Here is a 16,984-nt window from a genome sequence, read left to right on the forward strand (position 1 = left end):
GCAAGTACGTCCAGTACGAGCCGCGGCCCTCCGCCTTGCGATGCACCGCACCGGACACCGCGACCCGGCAAACCTTTCCGGCCACAGCACTAGGCACCGCCCTGGCCCAGGTCGGGCGTTCTCAGACGGAGTGCGCGGCGTAGGCCCGGTCCGCGAGCAGCGCGGCCAGTGCGAGCAGTAGGGCGCATCCGCCGCTCAACAGGGCCGGTGCGGCGGCGCCCGTCAGGAGGGAGGCCGCGACGGAGGCGCCCAGCCAGCCGCTCGCGGCTCCCAGCGAGATCACTGACACCCGGTCGAACCAGCTCACCCGGCGACGACCGCCGTCCGCACGCCGCCAGCGCAGCAGCTGAACCGGCAGCAGCAGGGCCAGCACGGACAACCAGGTGATCAGCGGTGCGTGGAGCCTGCCCGGCAGCGGCGGACGGTAGCCGAACGCCTGGATGGCGGCCAGGGCCATGAGCAGGGATCCGACCACCGCCCCTTGGACCACGGTCGTCCGCTGCTGGTGCAGGTGCAGGCGCTGCTGGACGACCATGGCCGTGGTCCGGGAGATCTCGTCCGCCTCCTGCTTGACCGATTCCGCGTGGGCGATGTCGTCGTCCAGGAGCGTGACGAGACCGCGCCCCAGTTCGTGATCGGCGCCGGATCCGCCGCCGGAATCCGGCGGCAGCACACCGGCCATCGTGTCGAGGGTGATCCGCACGGAGCTCCGCATCTCGCGGAGGTCCCGCAGGGCCTGGCTGAGCCCCTGGTCGCCGACGTACAGGGAGGCGAGCTCGGCTTCGGCCGTCAGCAGCTCGCCGGGTCCCGAGCCGCCCGCGAGGACCTCACGGCACATCCCGGCCAACCGTTCCGAGGCGCCCGACAGGCGTAGGCACAGCTCCCGGACATCGTGCTGCCGGTCCCGGTGAACCGCCGTGTGGTGATGCATCCGGGCGGCGCCCTCCAGGTAGCGGGCGAACGGAGCCGCCGCCCCGTTGGTGGCGACGTGCCAGAGCCACGAGTCGTAGGCGTCCTCATCCGCCGCCTCCCCGACCACGACGGCCTCGCGCGGCCCGGGAACCGAGGCATGCGACAACAGCACCAGGTGCCCGTCGGCGGCCCGCCGCCAGGCTCCGCCGAAGCGTCCCGGTACGGGAGCGTCCGCAAGCAGTCCCGCCAGCCGCTCGGGCCTGCGCGCGGCACTTCCGCTGTCGAGGGCGCGGTAGACGAAGGTCAGCCCGAGTGCGATCTCCTCGGGCAGCGGTGTCACGGCCGCGTCCCACCGTGTGCGCAGAGCGTTCCAGGACATGCCCTGGGACGGGAACAACGCCACGGTGACGCCGATGACATCGTGGCGCACGGAGACGAAGCCCTGCGCGGCGTGCGGCCCCGTGCACTGACGAGCCGCGAGCAGCCGGGCCCCGGAGGCCGGGCCGGATCGCAGGAGGGGCGCCAGGGCCGGGAGTTCGGCGGAACCGTAACCGGGGACGGGGTCCGTCAGGCCGAGCCGGTCGTGCAGCTGGGACCACATCCGTCTCAGGGACGCGGCACCACTCCCCTCGTCCGTGGCGGCCCCCTTCAGGTGTGCGAAGGCATGGACGATCAGGGCACGGCCCTCGGAGCGGTTAGGCGGCATCGTCATCCGTCGACCGGCCGGGGCCGGCGGGCCCGGCGGTGTCCTGCTCGCCCGCGGTCCGGATCCGGTCGACGAGCCGGTCGAGGCGCTCCGCCAGCGCGGGCGGGGGAGGCGTCCGCGGATCCTGCCCGTCGACCATCCGCATCCGTTCGCCCGCGACGCAGTCTTCGAGCCTGGACGCCGCACGCCGCAGACCGTCCGGATCCTCGGCGTCCAGCGCCTGCTCCAGCTCCACCAGCACGGTCTGCGCCTCGGCCCATGCCCCGGCTTCGGCCACGGAACCGCGCGATAGGGCGGCGAGGACGAAACGTGCGTCCTCCCGTGCGTCCGACCAGTCGCTCACGGGCTCCCCCTTCAACGTCCAGCAGCACGAACAGCGTGCCATCATAGGAGAGTTGAGACGGATCACACACCTGCCGCATCGACAACGGGGAGTTGTCCATGGTTGATGCTCCGGGCCGCCTGCGGCAGGCGCGCGCGGCGGCCCAGGCCGCTCTGGCGGCCTTCGAGCGGTGGCAGAGTCTGCACGACCCCGAGGCACTGCGGACCTCCCTGCTCCAGTGGTCCCGCGCACTCGAAAGCCTGCCGGCCGGCTCGGGCGAGAGGCCGGTCTGCCTCACCGAGCTGGGCCGGTCACTGCGTGGCTGGTTCGATCTGACCGGTGACGCCTCCGCACTCGACCGGGCGGTCGCGGTGAGCGCCGCCGCGGTGGCGGAGGGCGAGGCCCTCGGTCATGCGTTCCTCGACGAGCAGCTGTCCAACCTCGCACTCGCCTACTCCCAGCGCTACCAGACCGGCCACCGAATCGCCGACATCGAGGCCGCCGTCGCAGCGGCCCGCCGCAGCATCGCCGCGACCCGGCCGGACCACGAGCGACTGCCGGGCCGCCGGGCCAACCTCAGCCAGATGCTCACGGCCAAGGCGGTGCGGATGCAGGCCTACGAGGACTGTGAAGCAGCTCTCGGAGCCACCCACGAGGCCCTCGCCGCGCTGCCGCCGGGACACCCTCTGACCGCCGTCACCCACGTCAATCTCGCCGAGCTGCTGCGGGGCACCTTTGAGTGGACTCAGGTCCCGGCCCGCCTCGACGAGGCGATCGAGTCGGCCCGCGCGGCCCTGCGGCTGTCCCGTTCGGGCCAGCCGGTGCACGCCCAGGCGTGGGGATCGCTCGCCCAGGGACTGCTGCTGCGGATCGAGGCGGCGCGGGCGAACGGCACCCCCGTGGGCACCGACCTCGACGAGGTGGTCGCAGCCGCCCGCACGGCGGTCGCGCACGGCGGGCCGGACGCCCCCCTGGCCGTGCTCGAAGTCCTGTGCCTCGCCTCGGCTCTGCGCCTGCGCAGTCAGGAGACGGGCGACCTGGCGGACCTCGACGAGGCGATCGCCCTCTGCGAGCAGCTCCTGCGCTCCGGTCACCACGGTACGGAGGACGCTGCGGAGGCCCAGATCCGCGATCTGCTCCTGCTCAGCCTGATGCAGCGCCACCAACGGGCCCCCGATCCCCGCGACATCGACTCCGTCCTGCGGCACCTGGAAGCCTCCGCCGGGACTGTCCAGGACCACGACCCCGGTCTCCCCGCAGCCCTGTTCATGCGCGGAACCGCCTTCTTGACGCTGTACGAAGAGCACACGGCGGACCCGGCGACCCTGGACGAGGCGGTCGATCTGCTGACAAGGGCCCTTTCCCTCAGCACCAACGGGAGCGACGAGGCCGCCCTGCTGCGGACCGTATTGAGCGAGGCCCTGCTGCACCGCTTCGAGGACCGTGGGAACGGCACCGACCTCGAGGAAGCCGCTGCCCTGTCCCTGCGGGCGGTACGGGAAGCAACCCCCGACACGCTGCCCCGCACTCTGGCCGCGCATATTGCCGTGGCCGTGTTGCAGGCCCGCGGACAGCACACCGGCACCGGCTCCGATTTCGACACGGCGGTCGCCCTCGCCCGGGAGGCCGTGCGGGCCCGCGGGACGTCTCCCAGCACGAAAGCAGCCATGGTGACCGGGCTGGGGAACGCTCTCCACTCGCGCTACGAGCACGGCGGCCGACTCGAAGACCTCAACGGCGCCATCGACGCCAAACGTGAGGCCTCGCAGTCGGACCTGCTCTCGACAGCACACCGCGCGATGTACCTCAGCGGTCTCGGCTCCTCCCTGCTGACCCGCTTTCACGACTCCGGGGACGTCGCGGACCTCACGGCTTCGGTCGCCGCCTGCGCCGAGGGCATGGAGCTGCTCCAGCCGGACCACCCGTACCAGGACCGCCTCCTCGCGAACCTCAGCCTCGCCCTGCAGACCTCCCACAGCCGTCACCGTCGCCCGGACGACTTGGAGCAGGCCGTTCGGTACGCCCGCGCCGCGGTCGCAGCCACCCCGCCAGAGTCGCTCCGGCTGCCGATGAACCTGTCCAACCTCGCCATCGTCATCCATCAGCGCTTCACCGGCTCCCGGAATCCGGACGACCTCGAAACCGCGGTCAGCTCCGTCCGACGGGCCATCGCCACGACATCAGCGGGCCACTCCGACCAGGTGAAGTTCCTGTCCAACCTGTGCCAGATGCTGACGGACAGGTACGTGCTGCTCGGCCGGCAGGAGGACCTCGACGAGGCCGTCGACGTCGGCCGCCGCTCCGTCGACCTGTGCCCTCCCGACAGCACGAGCCGCGACGGCTGCCTGCTGCACTTCGGGGACGCCCTCCAACGAGCGGGCCGGGCAGACGAGGCGATCGAGATCTTCCGGGAGGCTGCCACGCGGGCCACCGGCATCGTCCGTCTCCGGCTCGTCGCGGCGAAGAGCTGGGGGGCGGTGGCCGCAGCGCAGAAACAGTGGGAGGAGGCACTGGCCGGCTACGCGTACGCCGTCGAACTGCTGCCCCAGGCCGCCTGGCACGGCCTGGAGCGCACGGACCGCGAGCACTTCCTGTCCATCACGAACGGCCTCGCCTCGGACGCCGCGGCCGTCGCCATCGAGACGGGCCGCCTCGCGCACGCGGTGGAGCTCCTCGAACAGGGGCGCGGCGTCCTCCTCGCCCAGGCCCTGGACGCCCGTACCGGCCTGGACCAGCTCCGCGATCTGGCCCCGGAACTGGCCCGGGACCTCGACGACGTCCGGCGCAGGCTCGACAACGCGGTCACGGAGGGCGCCGACGGGATGGCACGGAACCTCTCGGCCCACCAGGTGGCGGTCGAGGCCCAGCGCCGACGGGACGCGGCAGCCACATGGGACCGCCTGCTGGAACGGGCGCGGCTCCTGGTCCCGGACTTTCTGCGTCCCCGCCCCTACGCCGGGCTGCGCGGGGCCGCGCGGGGCGGCCCGGTCGTCATCGTCAACATCGGCCGTCACCGCAGCGATGCCCTGGTGGTGACGGCCGAGGCCGACGCGCCCCTGCTCGTCCGCCTCGAACGGATCTCCCGCCCCGTCGTCAACAGCTGGACCCGCGACCTCATCACCACGTTCCGCGGCCCGGAGGAAACCACTCCGCATCAGCGGAACGACGCCCTGCGGTCCCTGCTCGCCGCCCTGTGGAACGACATCGCCGAACCCGTCCTGGTCGCACTCGCCTGGCCCGCCCACCCGAAGGACGACGTGCCGCCCCGGCTGTGGTGGTGTCCCACCGGCTCACTGACCATGCTCCCGCTGCACGCCGCGGGCCTCTGCCCTGCACCCGGCGGCGACGGCTCTCCCCCGGCCCGGACGAACCTCCTCGACCGCGCCGTCTGCTCGTACGCCCCGACCCTGCGCTCCCTCCTGGAGGCGGGCCGACGCCCGGCCGGCACCCCGCCGCAGATGCTGGGCGTGGCCGTGCCGAACGCGGACGGCATGACGGAACTGCGTCACGCGGTCCCGGAAATCGGCGCCCTGCGCGAGCGGTTCACCGGCATGACGGCCGTGATCGGCCCCCAGGCGACCCGCGACACGGTCCTCGCGTGCCTTCCGTCCCACACCTGGCTGCATTTCGCGGGCCACGGCTCCTCGTACTCCCTCGCCGGTGGCGCGCTGCACTGCACGGACCACGTGATCACTCTGCGCGAGGTGACGGCACTGCAACTGGAGGCGGCGGAGCTGGCATTCCTCTCCGCCTGCGAGACGGCGGGCGGGGTCGCCTCCCTGGCCGATGAGTTCGCGCACCTGGCGGGAGGCCTCCACCTCGCGGGATACCGCCACGTGATCGCGACCCAGTGGTCGATCAGCGACCTGCGCGCCCCTCAGGTCGCTCGCGCGTTCTACGAAACCCTCGCCGACAGCCCGCAGGACCCCGACGGCCTCCTCCCCGCCGCGGCCGCTCTGCACACCGCGATCCGGAACCTGCGCCGCTCCCGACCGGACTCGCCCGCTCTGTGGGCCCCGTACCTGCACACCGGCCCCTGACCCCCGGTCGTCGCGAGGGCGCGGCCGGAGAAGGACCCGCGCACCGTACGGAGGCCGGCGCCCGCGCTGCATCTGCCGCGGGCCGTGGCTGACGGCTCAGCGTGTGCGCCGCGTACCCAGGGCGTTCAGCAGGGCGGCGCCGCGCTCGGCGTCGTCGACGCTCACCGCGAATTCGCCGCCCCCGCGGGGACGGATGACCAGGCATTCGCCGCCGCGGAGCATCACCGTCGTCCCGAGGCCGCTCAGCCGGTACCCCCAGCCCCCCACCTGAGCGGGAGTACGGCTTTCGGTGCGCGCCGATTCGATGTCCTGCGCGGGCCAGCGCCGTACCGGCCAGCCGAGCGGGCCGAAGGCGACGTCCAGCCCACTCTCGGTGACGCGCGCCTGCACGGAGGCGCAAGCGAAGACCAGGACGGAGACCGCGGCGAACGGTGCGACGGCCGCCCACGGGACCTCGACCAGTCCGCTCACCGCGACGAGTGCCGCAGCGAGCGCGGCCAGCCCGGCCAGGGCCCCGGTCCAGGCAAGCCACGGGTTCGTCGTACGGGAGAGCCACACGAACTTCTCGCCCGCCGGAATCTCCATGCTCGGACCGCTCGCAGGCACGGGAGATGCGGCAGCCGGACCTCGACGGGTCACCGCCCAGCCGAGCAGCCCCGCCGAGGCCGCCGCGCCGAGCGTCGCCACGGCCCATGGAGTCACGGAATCGGCCTGCTGCCAGTCCGCGTGATCCAGGTTCGCCCGGACGATGGCTGCCTGCGCACCGGCGAGGAGGACACCGCCCGGCAGGAGAACGGCTGCCGGCCCCGCCCCGCCACTCCGCCGCGCAAGCACGACGACCAGCAGTACGAGGACCAGCCAGAGCGCCGCTGGGAACAGCGCGGCCGCCCACAGGGGCATCGAGCCGTCCGGTCCGCCGGAGCCGGCACCCCAGTGGGTCGCCAGCCGATCCGGCAGCCGGTCACTCGCGGTCCAGGGAAGCACGACGAGCGCGGCCAGGACCGCCACGGCCCAGGCCGCGACACCCCACCGCACTCCGAGCTTCCGCTCCGTCCCCTCGCTCATGCCAACTCCCTGATCATTTCTATGAGATCGGCCTTGCTGTAGCCCAGATGCGCCGCATCGCCGACCAGTTCGCGCACGCGATCGAGCATCGTCGACCGCTGCCCCGCCCCCTCGGCCACGGTCACACCGCGACCGCGCCGGAACTCCAGCAGTCCCTCGTCGCGCAGTCCACGAAGACCGCGCAGAACCGTGTTGACGTTCACCCCCAACGCCTGGGAGAGATCGCGCGCGGAGGGCAGCCGGTCACCCGGACCGCACTCGCCCTCGGCAATGGCACGCCTGATCGCGCCCGCCACCTGCTCGTGCAGAGGGCGGTTGTCTGCGATGTTCAGTCTCAACAGCATGGTGCTAATGAGACTAGCACCATGGGCTTCATAAGGGGGGCGTCTCAACGGGCCACCGGGACGATCGGCGCGCGCCCGCCCGTGCGATTCACTCCGCGGCGGAACCTCCCACGCACCACGCCCGGTCAGTCCCTGAGGGCCGTCTCCGTGATGCGTCACCGCGGCAAGGAAGTGGGGCCTGCCTCCAGAACAGCCAACAGCTCCGCGAAGCGCCGGTCCTGCGAGGTTCCCGCAGCCAGCTCGCTCAACGCATATGCCGTGGTCTTGAAGCCGTCTCCGTGATGGAACTCCGCACCCCAGGAACCAAGCTTCACCGAAGCCACCTCGTCCAGCCCCAGGCGGTGGGTCCCCCACGGGTTGACCGCCACGATCCCGTCAGGGCCGACCTCGAGCCGGACCCGGAGAACCGCCCACCAAAAGAACAATGCAACACCGGCGGTCAGCCCTGACCACAGCCCAGCCAACCGTGCCGCGTCCGCTCCCGGAGACGAAATCCACACGGCCCAACCGATGAGCGCCTTCACCCCCACGACAGCCGGAATCACACAGCCCGCCGCGCGAGCCGCCCCACCCACCCGCCACACCGAAACCGAGTCCCCACCCTGGCTGTCCATGCCCGCATTCTGAGCCACACCGCCCGACCAACACAGAGGTCCGTTGCGCGAGTTCGGCCGCGATGCGCCGGCGATCCCCCCGACCTTCGCCACCATTGCCTTCGTCGCCATTCATTGCAACGAGACATTGCATTCAATCCCAGCCCATTGCATCAATTCACCTTGGCCCACCTGGAGTTATGCCTAATGATCATTGACGTGATCCTGAACGCAACGTAGCTTTCGAAAGGCACCGAACACGTAACGTCGGAAGATGAGGAACGGCCATGAGTGAATCTGTCCACACCGTCACGACACTGCCGACGGAGCGTCAGCCCGGCTGCCCCTTCGACCCGCCGGCCGAGCTGACCGAAGCCCGCAGCCACGGACCCATCAGCCACTACACCCACCCCGGCGGGAAGCCCGGCTGGATGATCACCGGATACGACCTGGTCAGGTCGGTCCTGGCCGACCCGCGGTTCAGCTCGCGCAGGGACCTCCTGAACGTCGTCGACTTCGAGCTCCCTCCGGCGCCGCCCGGAGAGTTCCTCCTCATGGACGACCCGGAGCACAGCCGCTACCGGAAGCCGCTGGTGGGCAAGTTCACCGCGCGGCGCATGCGGCTGCTCACCGAGCGGATCGAGCAGATCACCACGGAGTGCCTGGACGCCATGGAGAAGGCCGGGCCGACGGCCGACCTGGTGACCGCGTTCGCCAAGCCCATACCCACCATCATCATCTGTGAGCTGCTGGGGGTGCCGTACGAGGACCGGGCCTCCTTCCAGGAGCAGATCGACAAGTTCATGAACGGGGAGACCGGCGACGAGGAGCTGATGGCCGCCTACACAGCGACCCAGGAGTACCTCGCGCAGCTGGTGGTCGCCAAGCGCGCGAACCCCACCGACGACGTGCTCAGCGAGCTCACCGACAGCGACCTGACGGATGAGGAGCTGAAGGGGATCAGCCTGATCCTGCTGGCGGCCGGGTTCGACACCACCGCGAACATGCTGTCCCTCGGGGCCTTCGCGCTGCTGGAGAACCCGGAGCAACTGGCCGCGCTGCGCGCCGATCCCGCGCTCATCGACCAGGCCGTCGAGGAGCTGCTGCGGTACCTGAGCGTCGCCAAGTCCTTCATGCGGACGGCGCTGGAGGACGTCGAGGTCGGGGGCCAGACCATCAAGGCCGGCACGACCGTCGTCCTGTCGTACAACACCGCCAACCGCGACCCCGAACGCTACGCCGACCCCCACCTGCTCAACCTCAACCGGCAGGACGGCGGACACCTGGCCTTCGGCCACGGCATCCACCTCTGCCTGGGCGCGCAGCTGGCCCGTGTCGAGATGCGGGTCGCGTTCACCGCTCTGCTCCAGCGTTTCCCCACGCTGCGCCTGGCCGTACCGGCCGAGGACGTGGCCGTGCGCCCGGAGACCGCGGACATCTACGGGGTCAAGAGCCTCCCCGTCACCTGGGACGTGTGACCGCGAGCCGGTGCGGGTGAGTTCGCGGCCCCCCGCCATCAGAGACCCGTAAGGGTCGTGGGACCAGGCGTCAGAAAGCCGTCAACAACGGCCTCCAGCCGCCTCCGTGCCCCTTTCATAGGGACACGGAGGCGGAGAGAGCGGGCGTGGTGGGGGCTGTGCGACATCAGCGGGTGGTCACCGGAGTCAGCGGCAGCCCGGGCAGCCTGACAGCGCTGCACCGGGCGGCCGCCGAGGCACGGCTCCGCGACGCCGAACTCTGGGTCGTCCTCGCCTGGCAGGCCCCGGGCGGCGCCACGCGCCTGGGGCGCCACGGCGGCGGAGCCTTCCCCACAGCATCGTGCCGGGCGGCAGCGGTCGAGCGGCTCCGCGCCGCCCTGGACACGGCGTTCGGCACGGTGCGGCCGGGAGTCACCCTCGCGGGCCTCACCGTACGGGGCACCCCGGGTGCCGCACTCGTGGACGCCGCCCGGGATGCCGACGACCTGATCGTCGTCGGCACGGGCTCCCGCTCTCTCGTACGGCGGCTGCGCCCTTCCGTGGCCCGCTACTGCCAGTCCCACGCGCCCTGCCCCGTACTGACCGTCCCGCCCTCGCCGCTCCAGGCCGAGCTGGACTCCGTCCACCGCCGAAACCTGTGGCGGCTCCCGCTGGACCTCCGCGAGCTCGCGTCGTGACGACGACGACCCGGCAGCCGGCTCGGGTTGCCGACACCCGGTGGGCCGAAGACGCCCGCGCGGCGGTGGCGGTGGCCGCGACCTTTCCGGTCCTGCTCCTGGGAGTCGACGGCATGTCAGGCGCCCTCAGCGGCCGGCGCGCTGCCCTGTGGGTCGGCCTGGGCTTCCTCCTCTTCGTGATCCTCTGGCCCACCAAGGTGTCCGCCGTTCCCGGCCTGCTCACCGCCCGCGGCCTGTTCCGCCGCCGCACGGTCCACACCGACCGGCTCGCCTCGGTCGCCTGGCACGACGGCGTCGCCCAGCGGCTGATCCTGCGCGACCTCGACGGCAACCACGCCGAGATCGACCCGCGCGTCCTCGCCGCGAACCCGCCACTGTGGCACCTCCTCGACCAGGACATCCGTACGAGCCTCAGCCGAGGCACCCTGCGCGAGGGGAGCCGGCCCCTCCAGCGGCTCTGCCGCCTGATCGACGCCGAGACCGCCCGGACCGTCTTCCGCGCCTCTGGCATGCCCTGATCGCTCACCGGGTTCTCCGGGGCTCAGCCCGCGTGCTGCGCTGCGGTTGCTGCCGACCCGCTTCGATGGCATTGACCAGCGCGACGGCCCGCGCTTGGACGACCGAGCTGCGCCAGGCATGGCAAATGGCCTGGCGGGCACCGCATTTCGGCTACGCCTTGACGTACTGCTGACGTATTCTTGACGCCTGGTGTGCCGGGAAGTCCGGTCGGCGGTCGGGTACGCACGGGCCTGTCCATGCGCCTGGCTCTCGCCCGAAAGGCACCCTCGTGACGGCCGAACAACAGCCTGCCGCGCCCGCTCCCCTGCCCGGCCCCGCCTCCCCTCGCGGACCGCGCCGCTCGGTGCTGTTCTTCGCGTTCGCCTTCGCCGTGATCGCCGACCCCGTCTCGTCCGTCGCGTACGCCATCGAGGCGGCCCTGCGGGCCCTGCACGGGGACCTCGCCCTGCTGCTGCCGACCATGTCGCTGGTGGTGGGGCTGGTCGTGGTCGTCACCGCGAACTACTGGCAGCTCGTACGCCGCTTCCCCAAGGGCGGGGGCGCGGCAGCCGCCGCCGGACGGGCCTTCGGGCCGCGCTGGACCTTCGTACCGATCGGCGCGCTCGTCGTCGACTTCGTGCTCACCATCGGGATCTCCATCGCGGCCGCCGCCAGCGCCCTGATCGCCCTCTTCCCCTCTGTGGCGGCCTGGCGGATCCCCCTGGCGCTGCTCCTGCTGCTGGTGGTGGCGGGGCTGACGTGGTTCGGCCACGGCGGGCGTCTGCTGTTCGCCGTGATGACCGTGCTGTTCGTGCTGGTGTCCGTCGCGGTCCTCGTCCACGGCTTCGTCGCCCCGCAGGGGGCGGGTACGGCGCCCGCCGCGTCTGACCCGGGCCGGTCGGCGGCCATCGCCGTGGTGCTCGCCTTCCCCGTGGCGATGGCCCTGGCCACCGGTATCGAGGCCCCGTCCACCGCGATCGCGCAGCTCGGCCAGCTCGACGTCACCCACCGCCGCCGGTTCGGCCGCGGCACGCTCGCCCTGCTGCTGGTGATCGTCGGCGGCCTGACACTGGGCCTGACCGCGCTCGCCGTACGCCTGCACATCGGCATTCCCGGCCAGGACTCCACGCAGATCGCGGACATCGCCCAGGCCGCCGTGGGCTCCGGCCGGCTCTACGGGGCCTTCCAGCTCACCAGCTCCCTGCTGCTCCTGGCCGCCGCGAGCTCCTCCTTCCAGGCCGGGCCCGGCTTGCTGAAGGCCTTGGCCGGGACGGCGGACCGGCCAGGTGTGCTGCCGTCGTTCCTCGGCCGGGTCAACCGGCACCACACCCCCTACTGGTCCGCGGTGGTCTACCTGGCGGCCGCCGCCGTGATCATCGTGGCCGCGGCAGGCGAGGAGCAGGAACTCGTCCTCTTCTACGCGGTCGCCGTCTTCGTCAGCTTCCTCGTCGGCCTCCTGGCCATGGCCCGGATGGCCCGCGCCGAGTCCAAGCCCGTCCTCGCCTGGGTCAACGCCCTGGCCGCCACCGCGGTGGCCTTCACCCTCGTGGTGAACCTGCTCCGCGGCTGGCCGATCCTCTCGCTGGCCGCCACTCTGCTCATTGCCGGAGTCTTCTACCTTCGCTGGGTCCGGGCCGGCCGCCCGTCCGGGATCGAGGACGTAGAGGCCCGCGCCGAGGCGGGCTGAGCGGCCGGGCGCTCACGGAAGGAGCAGCGGGCCGAAGGTCTGGCCGGCGACGTACTCGGCGGTCGGCTGGTCGAGCACGCGGCTGGGTACGTCCGGGTGCTGCCGGATCCAGCTGCGGGCGTTGTGCACGTCGGTGAAGAAGTTCACGGCGTCGCAGCATGCGGTGGCTGCGGGCCCGCCTTCGGGGCGCTGTCCGACCAGCACCACCGCACTCGGCGGTTCCCAGCGCATGGCCCCCGCGGCGCAGGTGACGGTGACGGGATCGCCGGTCACCGGGTCGGCGGACGAGATCAGGACGTCCTCGTTCAGCATGGCGGTGACGCCGAGGGCGTCGATCGCGCACATCGACCACACCGCCGTCCCGTCCGCGAGGCGGACCCGGTGGCGGGTGGGGGTGGCCGAGAACGGGTAGGCGGCGCGGATCCTGCCGGTCTCGTCCAGGGTCAGGAAGTCCTCTGCGGCGAGCTCGGCCAGCACCTCGGCGGCGCTCCGGCCGGCCCCGGCCGCCGCCCCCCGAAGCGCCTCCGCATCGGGTGCTGTTCCGGTGGCCGCGAAGTGCCGCAGTACCTGCTGGTGCACCGCCCGCAGGGCCCGCTCGGCGGGCGCGCGGCGCCCACGGCCCGCCCGGCCGACGACATCCAGGGCGTCCGGGGGCGGCGTGCAGCAGTCCGGCTCACCCGCTCCCTGTCCTTGCACCGCCGCCCCGGCCAGGACCCGGCGCAGGGCGGCCAGTTCCGGCACCCCGGACACGGCGCCGTCGGCGTCCCGGTACAGGCGGCACGACAGGCTCGGCACCGCCCCCGGCGGCACGAACGGATCGGTGCCGTCGATGAGGATGGTCGGCGACCCGTACATGCCCAGCCGGGCGGCCTCGGCCTCATCGCGGACCTCGACCAGCTCCACCTCCGCCTCCCGGCCGTCCAGCGCGGCAACCACCCCCTCCAGGGCCGGCTGGGCGTGGGGGCAGTCCGCCACTGTCAGCACCGTGATCCGCATCCGCTCGTCCTCCGCTTCCTCGTACCTCTCCCTCACCACCGACGCTAGACCTTCCAGTCGGGTGGAAGGTCAAGGACTAGCCTGAAGGCATGCGCATCGGCGACCTCGCCGCCCACACAGGGCTGACGACCAAGACCATCCGCTTCTACGAGGACAGCGGCCTGCTGCCCCCGCCACCGCGAACCCCGGGCGGATACCGCGACTACCCCGACCGCACGGCCACTCGGCTCCGGTTCGTCCGAGAAGCCCAGAGCGCCGGCCTCACCCTCGCCGAGATCCGCTCGGTCCTCGCCCTCCGCGACGACGGCCACGCCCCCTGCACCCACGTCAGCACGTTGATCCACGCGCACCTGGACGACATCGACCGGCGCATCGCCGAGCTGACCTCCGCCCGCACGGCACTGCGCTCACTCGCCGACCGCGCGGCCGACACCGACCCCGCAGCCTGCGGCGCGGACGATATCTGCACCATCCTGAGCCCCGGCAAGGCGTCGCGTCGCGTGCTGCGCGCTGCCCGTCCTGATCACCGGGGCCGCCCCCGGTAGGGTCGCCCGTATGGTTGTCGCTCGTTCCGTTGCCCTGTTCGTCGTCGCCGCGCTGTTGGAGATCGGCGGCGCCTGGCTGGTCTGGCAGGGCATCCGCGAACACAAGGGCTGGATCTGGATCGGCGCCGGCGTCATCGCCCTCGGCCTGTACGGAGTCGTCGCCACCTGGCAGCACGACGACAACTTCGGCCGCATCCTCGCCGCCTACGGCGGGATCTTCGTCGCCGGATCCATCGCCTGGGGCATGATCGCCGACGGCTACCGCCCCGACCGCTGGGACGTCATCGGCGCCCTGGTCTGCCTCGGCGGCATGGCCGTGATCATGTACGCACCTCGCGGCAACTGACCCGAGCCCCGACACCTGCTCGCGGTACAACGACGAGGCCCGCCTGGTGCGTGTGCCGTCGAAGCCGGGCCCCTTCCGGCGCCGGCGCGACAAGGCTTGATCGCAACCGGCGAGGGCTGATCCGCTCACGGCTCCGCAGAGCCCGCCCCGGTCGCCTGAACCGGCGAACGGGGCGGGCCCTCCCGTCGGACCAGCGGTCAGTTGTGCACCCGCACCGCCCCCGCCGTGATGCCCTGGGGATCGGCCAGGTCCAGGTCGTACTCCAGCGAGGGCCGGTTGTCGTAGAGCTTGGCCCGCACCGGGTACGCACCGGTCTTCAGATCCCACACCACGATCCGCAACCGTCCCGGGTCGTAGCCGTACAGCACAAACCCGCGCCCGTCGGCCGTCTTGCCCTTCACGGCGAGCCGGTCGTCGGGGGTCACCACCAGCCACTCGAGGCGGTCCGAGTCGACTGCGAAGTCCGTCCCCTGCACGCGGAAGGCGACCTTGCCGTTGCCCGGCTCCGGGCCCGCGTCGGCGGGCAGGTACTTCGGGTTGAACTGGAAGTGCGCCTTGCCTTCAGTGGGTGCGGGCGAGGCGAGATGCCCGCCGCCGGTGGCGAATCCGGCGTCGGGGTCGTAGGCCACGACCATGGTCTGCCGGTTCCTGCTGCCCAGGTCGTCGTCGGTGACGGTGACGGCGATCGTGTACATGCCGGGGTGGGCGTAACGGTGTGTACGGTCGCAGCTCTTGCCCGTGGCGGCGAACTCCTCGCGGACGCCGTCGTCCCACACGACCACGCAGGTGTGGCTGTCATTCGTGCCGGGGTCGCTGACCGGCACGGTGACGGTGACGTCGGTCCCGGCGCGGTAGACCGACCACGGTTCGGGGCCGAAGCCGGCCAGGTCGGCGCCGGCGGCTGCCGAGGTGCGCAGCGAGCCGCCGGAGCCGGCGACCCTGGGGGCGACGTTGCGCACGGTCACGTTCGCGCGGTCGCCCACCGGGCCGTTGACGCCGTCGTCGGCCGTCAGCGTCGCCACGAACTCGCCGTCGTCGTTGCACGTGACGGTGGTGCGGGCGGCGTGCGGGTCCGCCACCACGCAGGCGGCGCCCGCGTCGGTGCCGGAGGCGGAGCTCACCGTCCACGTCAGTGCGGGCGTGGACTCGCGGTCGTGGGCGTAGCCGTTGAGCGTGATGCGGGCACCCTCGTCACCGGTGACGTCCGCCCCCGCATTGACGGTGGGCGGCTCGTTGACGGGTGCGGGAAGTGAGCCGCCGCTGCCGCCGTCGGTGATGTCCACCCAGAACTCGTCCTGGACGGCCGCGTTGGGATCCGTCGACGTGTAGAGGATGCGGTCGCCGGTGTAGTAGGCGCCCAGCCTGCCGCCCGCGACGGAGTTCTGCCGCTGGGGTACGGGCCGGACGGAGAAGTCCCAGTCGGGGTGCGCGGCGCCTTCGATCGTGGAGGCGAAGGGGTACTCGTCGCACTGCTCGGCGGGCGGCTCGGGCTTCCTGGGCAGCCACAGGTCGACGTACCAGTCCCGCTCGGTGCCGGTGCGGTAGCAGGCGGCCTCTTTGTGCGCCTCGTTCGATCTGGAGACGGTGGTGTTCGCCGGGTCGTAGCGATGCAGACCCGGGTCGCTCGCGCTGCCCAGGCGGCCCGGCATCTTCTTGTCGCGCGGCCTCGGTACGCCGTCCGGGACGAGCAGCGGATAGGTGTCGTTCGGGAAGTCCTGGGCCGTCTTGATGTGGAAGGCGACCGATTCGATGTCCCTGTCGCCGGTGGAGTAGGTGATGTGAGGGAGCACCTCGGAGAAGACGCAGGCTTGCGGCGCGCGCGGGAAGTAGGTGGCGGAGTCGCAGCGGATCTGCCGGTCGGGGGTGTAAGCGTCCTCGAGCATCTTGAAGTCCCCCTCCTCGCCGGAGGTGAACTTGATGAACCACCTGTGGTAGAGCACCTTGTCCTGGTAAGTCGACTGGTTCTCATGGGAGTAGATGTCCCACTTGGCCCAATCCCCGCGGTCCCAGTCGCCCCAGGTGCGGTCGATGCCGGAGAACGCGCCGTGGCAGTAGGTCAGGGACTCGCGGCAGTCGCCGACCGCGACGAAGGACTGGTCGGGCGCGGTGGTCCAGTTGTCGATCAGGCCCCAGTCGTAGTCGACCGAGTCCTCCTCGATCCGGAAGTAGATACGGGCCTTGCGCGTCTGGTTGCTGGACAGGCCGATGATGTTGTAGACGGCCTCGGTCTTGCCTTCGTGCTCCGGCGGCTTGTTGGTGTGGATGGTCCAGTAGTCGAAGACCATCGTGCCGCGCTGGCAGTACTGGAACCTGTTGTGGATCCGGCCGACCGCGCTCTCCGCGCCGGGCAGCGACAGGCAGTTGTCGACGAACGTGCCGTCGGGCTCGTCCGGGGGCTCGCCGAGGGCCGTGAGCCCGCTCTCGTCGTGCCGGCCTTGCTCGCCGTCACCGAACTCCGCGGAATCCCGGTAGGACTTCTGGCCGGTGGCGACCGCTACCTCGTTGGCTTCGCGCCGCGCCTGCTCAGGCGTGAGCGGCTCGGTCGACGCGGCAACCTTGGCCCGGAGCTGGTCCGCGGTGAGCGTGGTCCCGTCGGCGTACCTGAAGCTGACCCGGACCTCGCGCGTGACCTTCGATCCCTCTGCCGGCGCGGCCGCGGCAGCCACCGGATCGGCGGTGGCCGGCGGCGTGAGTGCTGCCCCCAGCACCGCCGCCAACGCCAGGACCACGATTCTCTTCTTGGAGCTGCGTAAGCCCATGTGCCTTCACTTTCCC

The 16,984-nt window shown here is 71.9% G+C and carries 14 protein-coding genes; 7 read left to right on the plus strand and 7 right to left on the minus strand.

Annotation, left to right across the window (positions count from 1 at the left end; all coding sequences use genetic code 11):
* Positions 1-121: 121 nt before the first annotated feature.
* Together AB0O21_RS06880 and AB0O21_RS06885 are read right to left on the minus strand one after the other, a co-directional pair.
* Complete coding sequence (locus AB0O21_RS06880) at positions 122-1,624, minus strand: CATRA conflict system CASPASE/TPR repeat-associated protein (protein ID WP_365167147.1); 1,503 nt, start codon at positions 1,622-1,624, stop codon at positions 122-124.
* Positions 1,608-1,961, minus strand: a complete 354-nt coding sequence (locus AB0O21_RS06885; RefSeq protein ID WP_365167149.1) for a CATRA system-associated protein — start codon at positions 1,959-1,961, stop codon at positions 1,608-1,610. Before AB0O21_RS06885 ends, AB0O21_RS06880 begins: the two co-directional genes overlap by 17 nt.
* Before the next feature lie 98 nt (positions 1,962-2,059).
* On the opposite strand from AB0O21_RS06885, the gene AB0O21_RS06890 reads away from it, so the two are divergent.
* A complete protein-coding gene (locus AB0O21_RS06890) occupies positions 2,060-5,980 on the plus strand; it encodes a CHAT domain-containing protein (protein ID WP_365167151.1) in 3,921 nt (1,306 codons plus the stop codon).
* A gap of 96 nt (positions 5,981-6,076) precedes the next feature.
* Here the strand turns inward: AB0O21_RS06890 and AB0O21_RS06895 are convergent, their stop codons facing one another.
* The 3 genes from AB0O21_RS06895 to AB0O21_RS06905 form a co-directional block, all read right to left on the minus strand.
* Positions 6,077-7,045 (minus strand): DUF1648 domain-containing protein, encoded by a 969-nt coding sequence (locus tag AB0O21_RS06895; protein ID WP_365167153.1) that lies wholly within the window; start codon positions 7,043-7,045, stop codon positions 6,077-6,079.
* Positions 7,042-7,389, minus strand: coding sequence for a GntR family transcriptional regulator (locus AB0O21_RS06900; protein ID WP_365167155.1), 348 nt, complete (start codon positions 7,387-7,389; stop codon positions 7,042-7,044). The genes AB0O21_RS06895 and AB0O21_RS06900 overlap by 4 nt, the downstream gene beginning before the upstream one ends.
* Before the next feature lie 155 nt (positions 7,390-7,544).
* A complete protein-coding gene (locus tag AB0O21_RS06905; RefSeq protein WP_365167157.1) occupies positions 7,545-8,003 on the minus strand; it encodes a PH domain-containing protein in 459 nt (152 codons plus the stop codon).
* A gap of 266 nt (positions 8,004-8,269) precedes the next feature.
* Between AB0O21_RS06905 and AB0O21_RS06910 the strand changes: the two genes are divergently transcribed.
* The 4 genes from AB0O21_RS06910 to AB0O21_RS06925 all read left to right on the plus strand — a co-directional run bounded on the left by AB0O21_RS06910 (position 8,270) and on the right by AB0O21_RS06925 (position 12,322).
* Positions 8,270-9,460, plus strand: coding sequence for a cytochrome P450 (locus AB0O21_RS06910; protein WP_365167159.1), 1,191 nt, complete (start codon positions 8,270-8,272; stop codon positions 9,458-9,460).
* Positions 9,461-9,618: 158 nt separating this feature from the next.
* The gene (locus tag AB0O21_RS06915) at positions 9,619-10,137 is read left to right on the plus strand and encodes a universal stress protein (protein ID WP_365167161.1); all 519 of its coding nucleotides are present in this window, start codon (positions 9,619-9,621) and stop codon (positions 10,135-10,137) included.
* Positions 10,134-10,655: a hypothetical protein gene (locus tag AB0O21_RS06920; RefSeq protein ID WP_365167164.1), complete on the plus strand. Its 522-nt coding sequence runs from the start codon at positions 10,134-10,136 to the stop codon at positions 10,653-10,655. Before AB0O21_RS06915 ends, AB0O21_RS06920 begins: the two co-directional genes overlap by 4 nt.
* Positions 10,656-10,924: 269 nt before the next feature.
* Positions 10,925-12,322: an amino acid permease gene (locus tag AB0O21_RS06925; protein WP_365167166.1), complete on the plus strand. Its 1,398-nt coding sequence runs from the start codon at positions 10,925-10,927 to the stop codon at positions 12,320-12,322.
* A gap of 12 nt (positions 12,323-12,334) precedes the next feature.
* Here AB0O21_RS06925 and AB0O21_RS06930 read toward each other — a convergent pair whose 3' ends face one another.
* Positions 12,335-13,357, minus strand: coding sequence for an alkylmercury lyase family protein (locus tag AB0O21_RS06930; protein ID WP_365167169.1), 1,023 nt, complete (start codon positions 13,355-13,357; stop codon positions 12,335-12,337).
* A gap of 50 nt (positions 13,358-13,407) precedes the next feature.
* Between AB0O21_RS06930 and AB0O21_RS06935 the strand changes: the two genes are divergently transcribed.
* Positions 13,408-13,863, plus strand: a complete 456-nt coding sequence (locus AB0O21_RS06935; RefSeq protein ID WP_365167171.1) for a heavy metal-responsive transcriptional regulator — start codon at positions 13,408-13,410, stop codon at positions 13,861-13,863.
* Between the two features lie 10 nt (positions 13,864-13,873).
* On the plus strand, positions 13,874-14,209 hold the full coding sequence (locus tag AB0O21_RS06940) for a YnfA family protein (protein ID WP_365167174.1): 336 nt from the start codon (positions 13,874-13,876) through the stop codon (positions 14,207-14,209).
* A 197-nt stretch (positions 14,210-14,406) separates the two neighbouring features.
* On the opposite strand, the gene AB0O21_RS06945 is transcribed toward AB0O21_RS06940, so the two are convergent.
* Positions 14,407-16,968 (minus strand): PKD domain-containing protein, encoded by a 2,562-nt coding sequence (locus AB0O21_RS06945; RefSeq protein WP_365167177.1) that lies wholly within the window; start codon positions 16,966-16,968, stop codon positions 14,407-14,409.
* Positions 16,969-16,984 lie beyond the last annotated feature (16 nt).

Source organism: Streptomyces sp. NPDC091371, assembly GCF_040684275.1.
GTDB lineage: Bacteria > Actinomycetota > Actinomycetes > Streptomycetales > Streptomycetaceae > Streptomyces.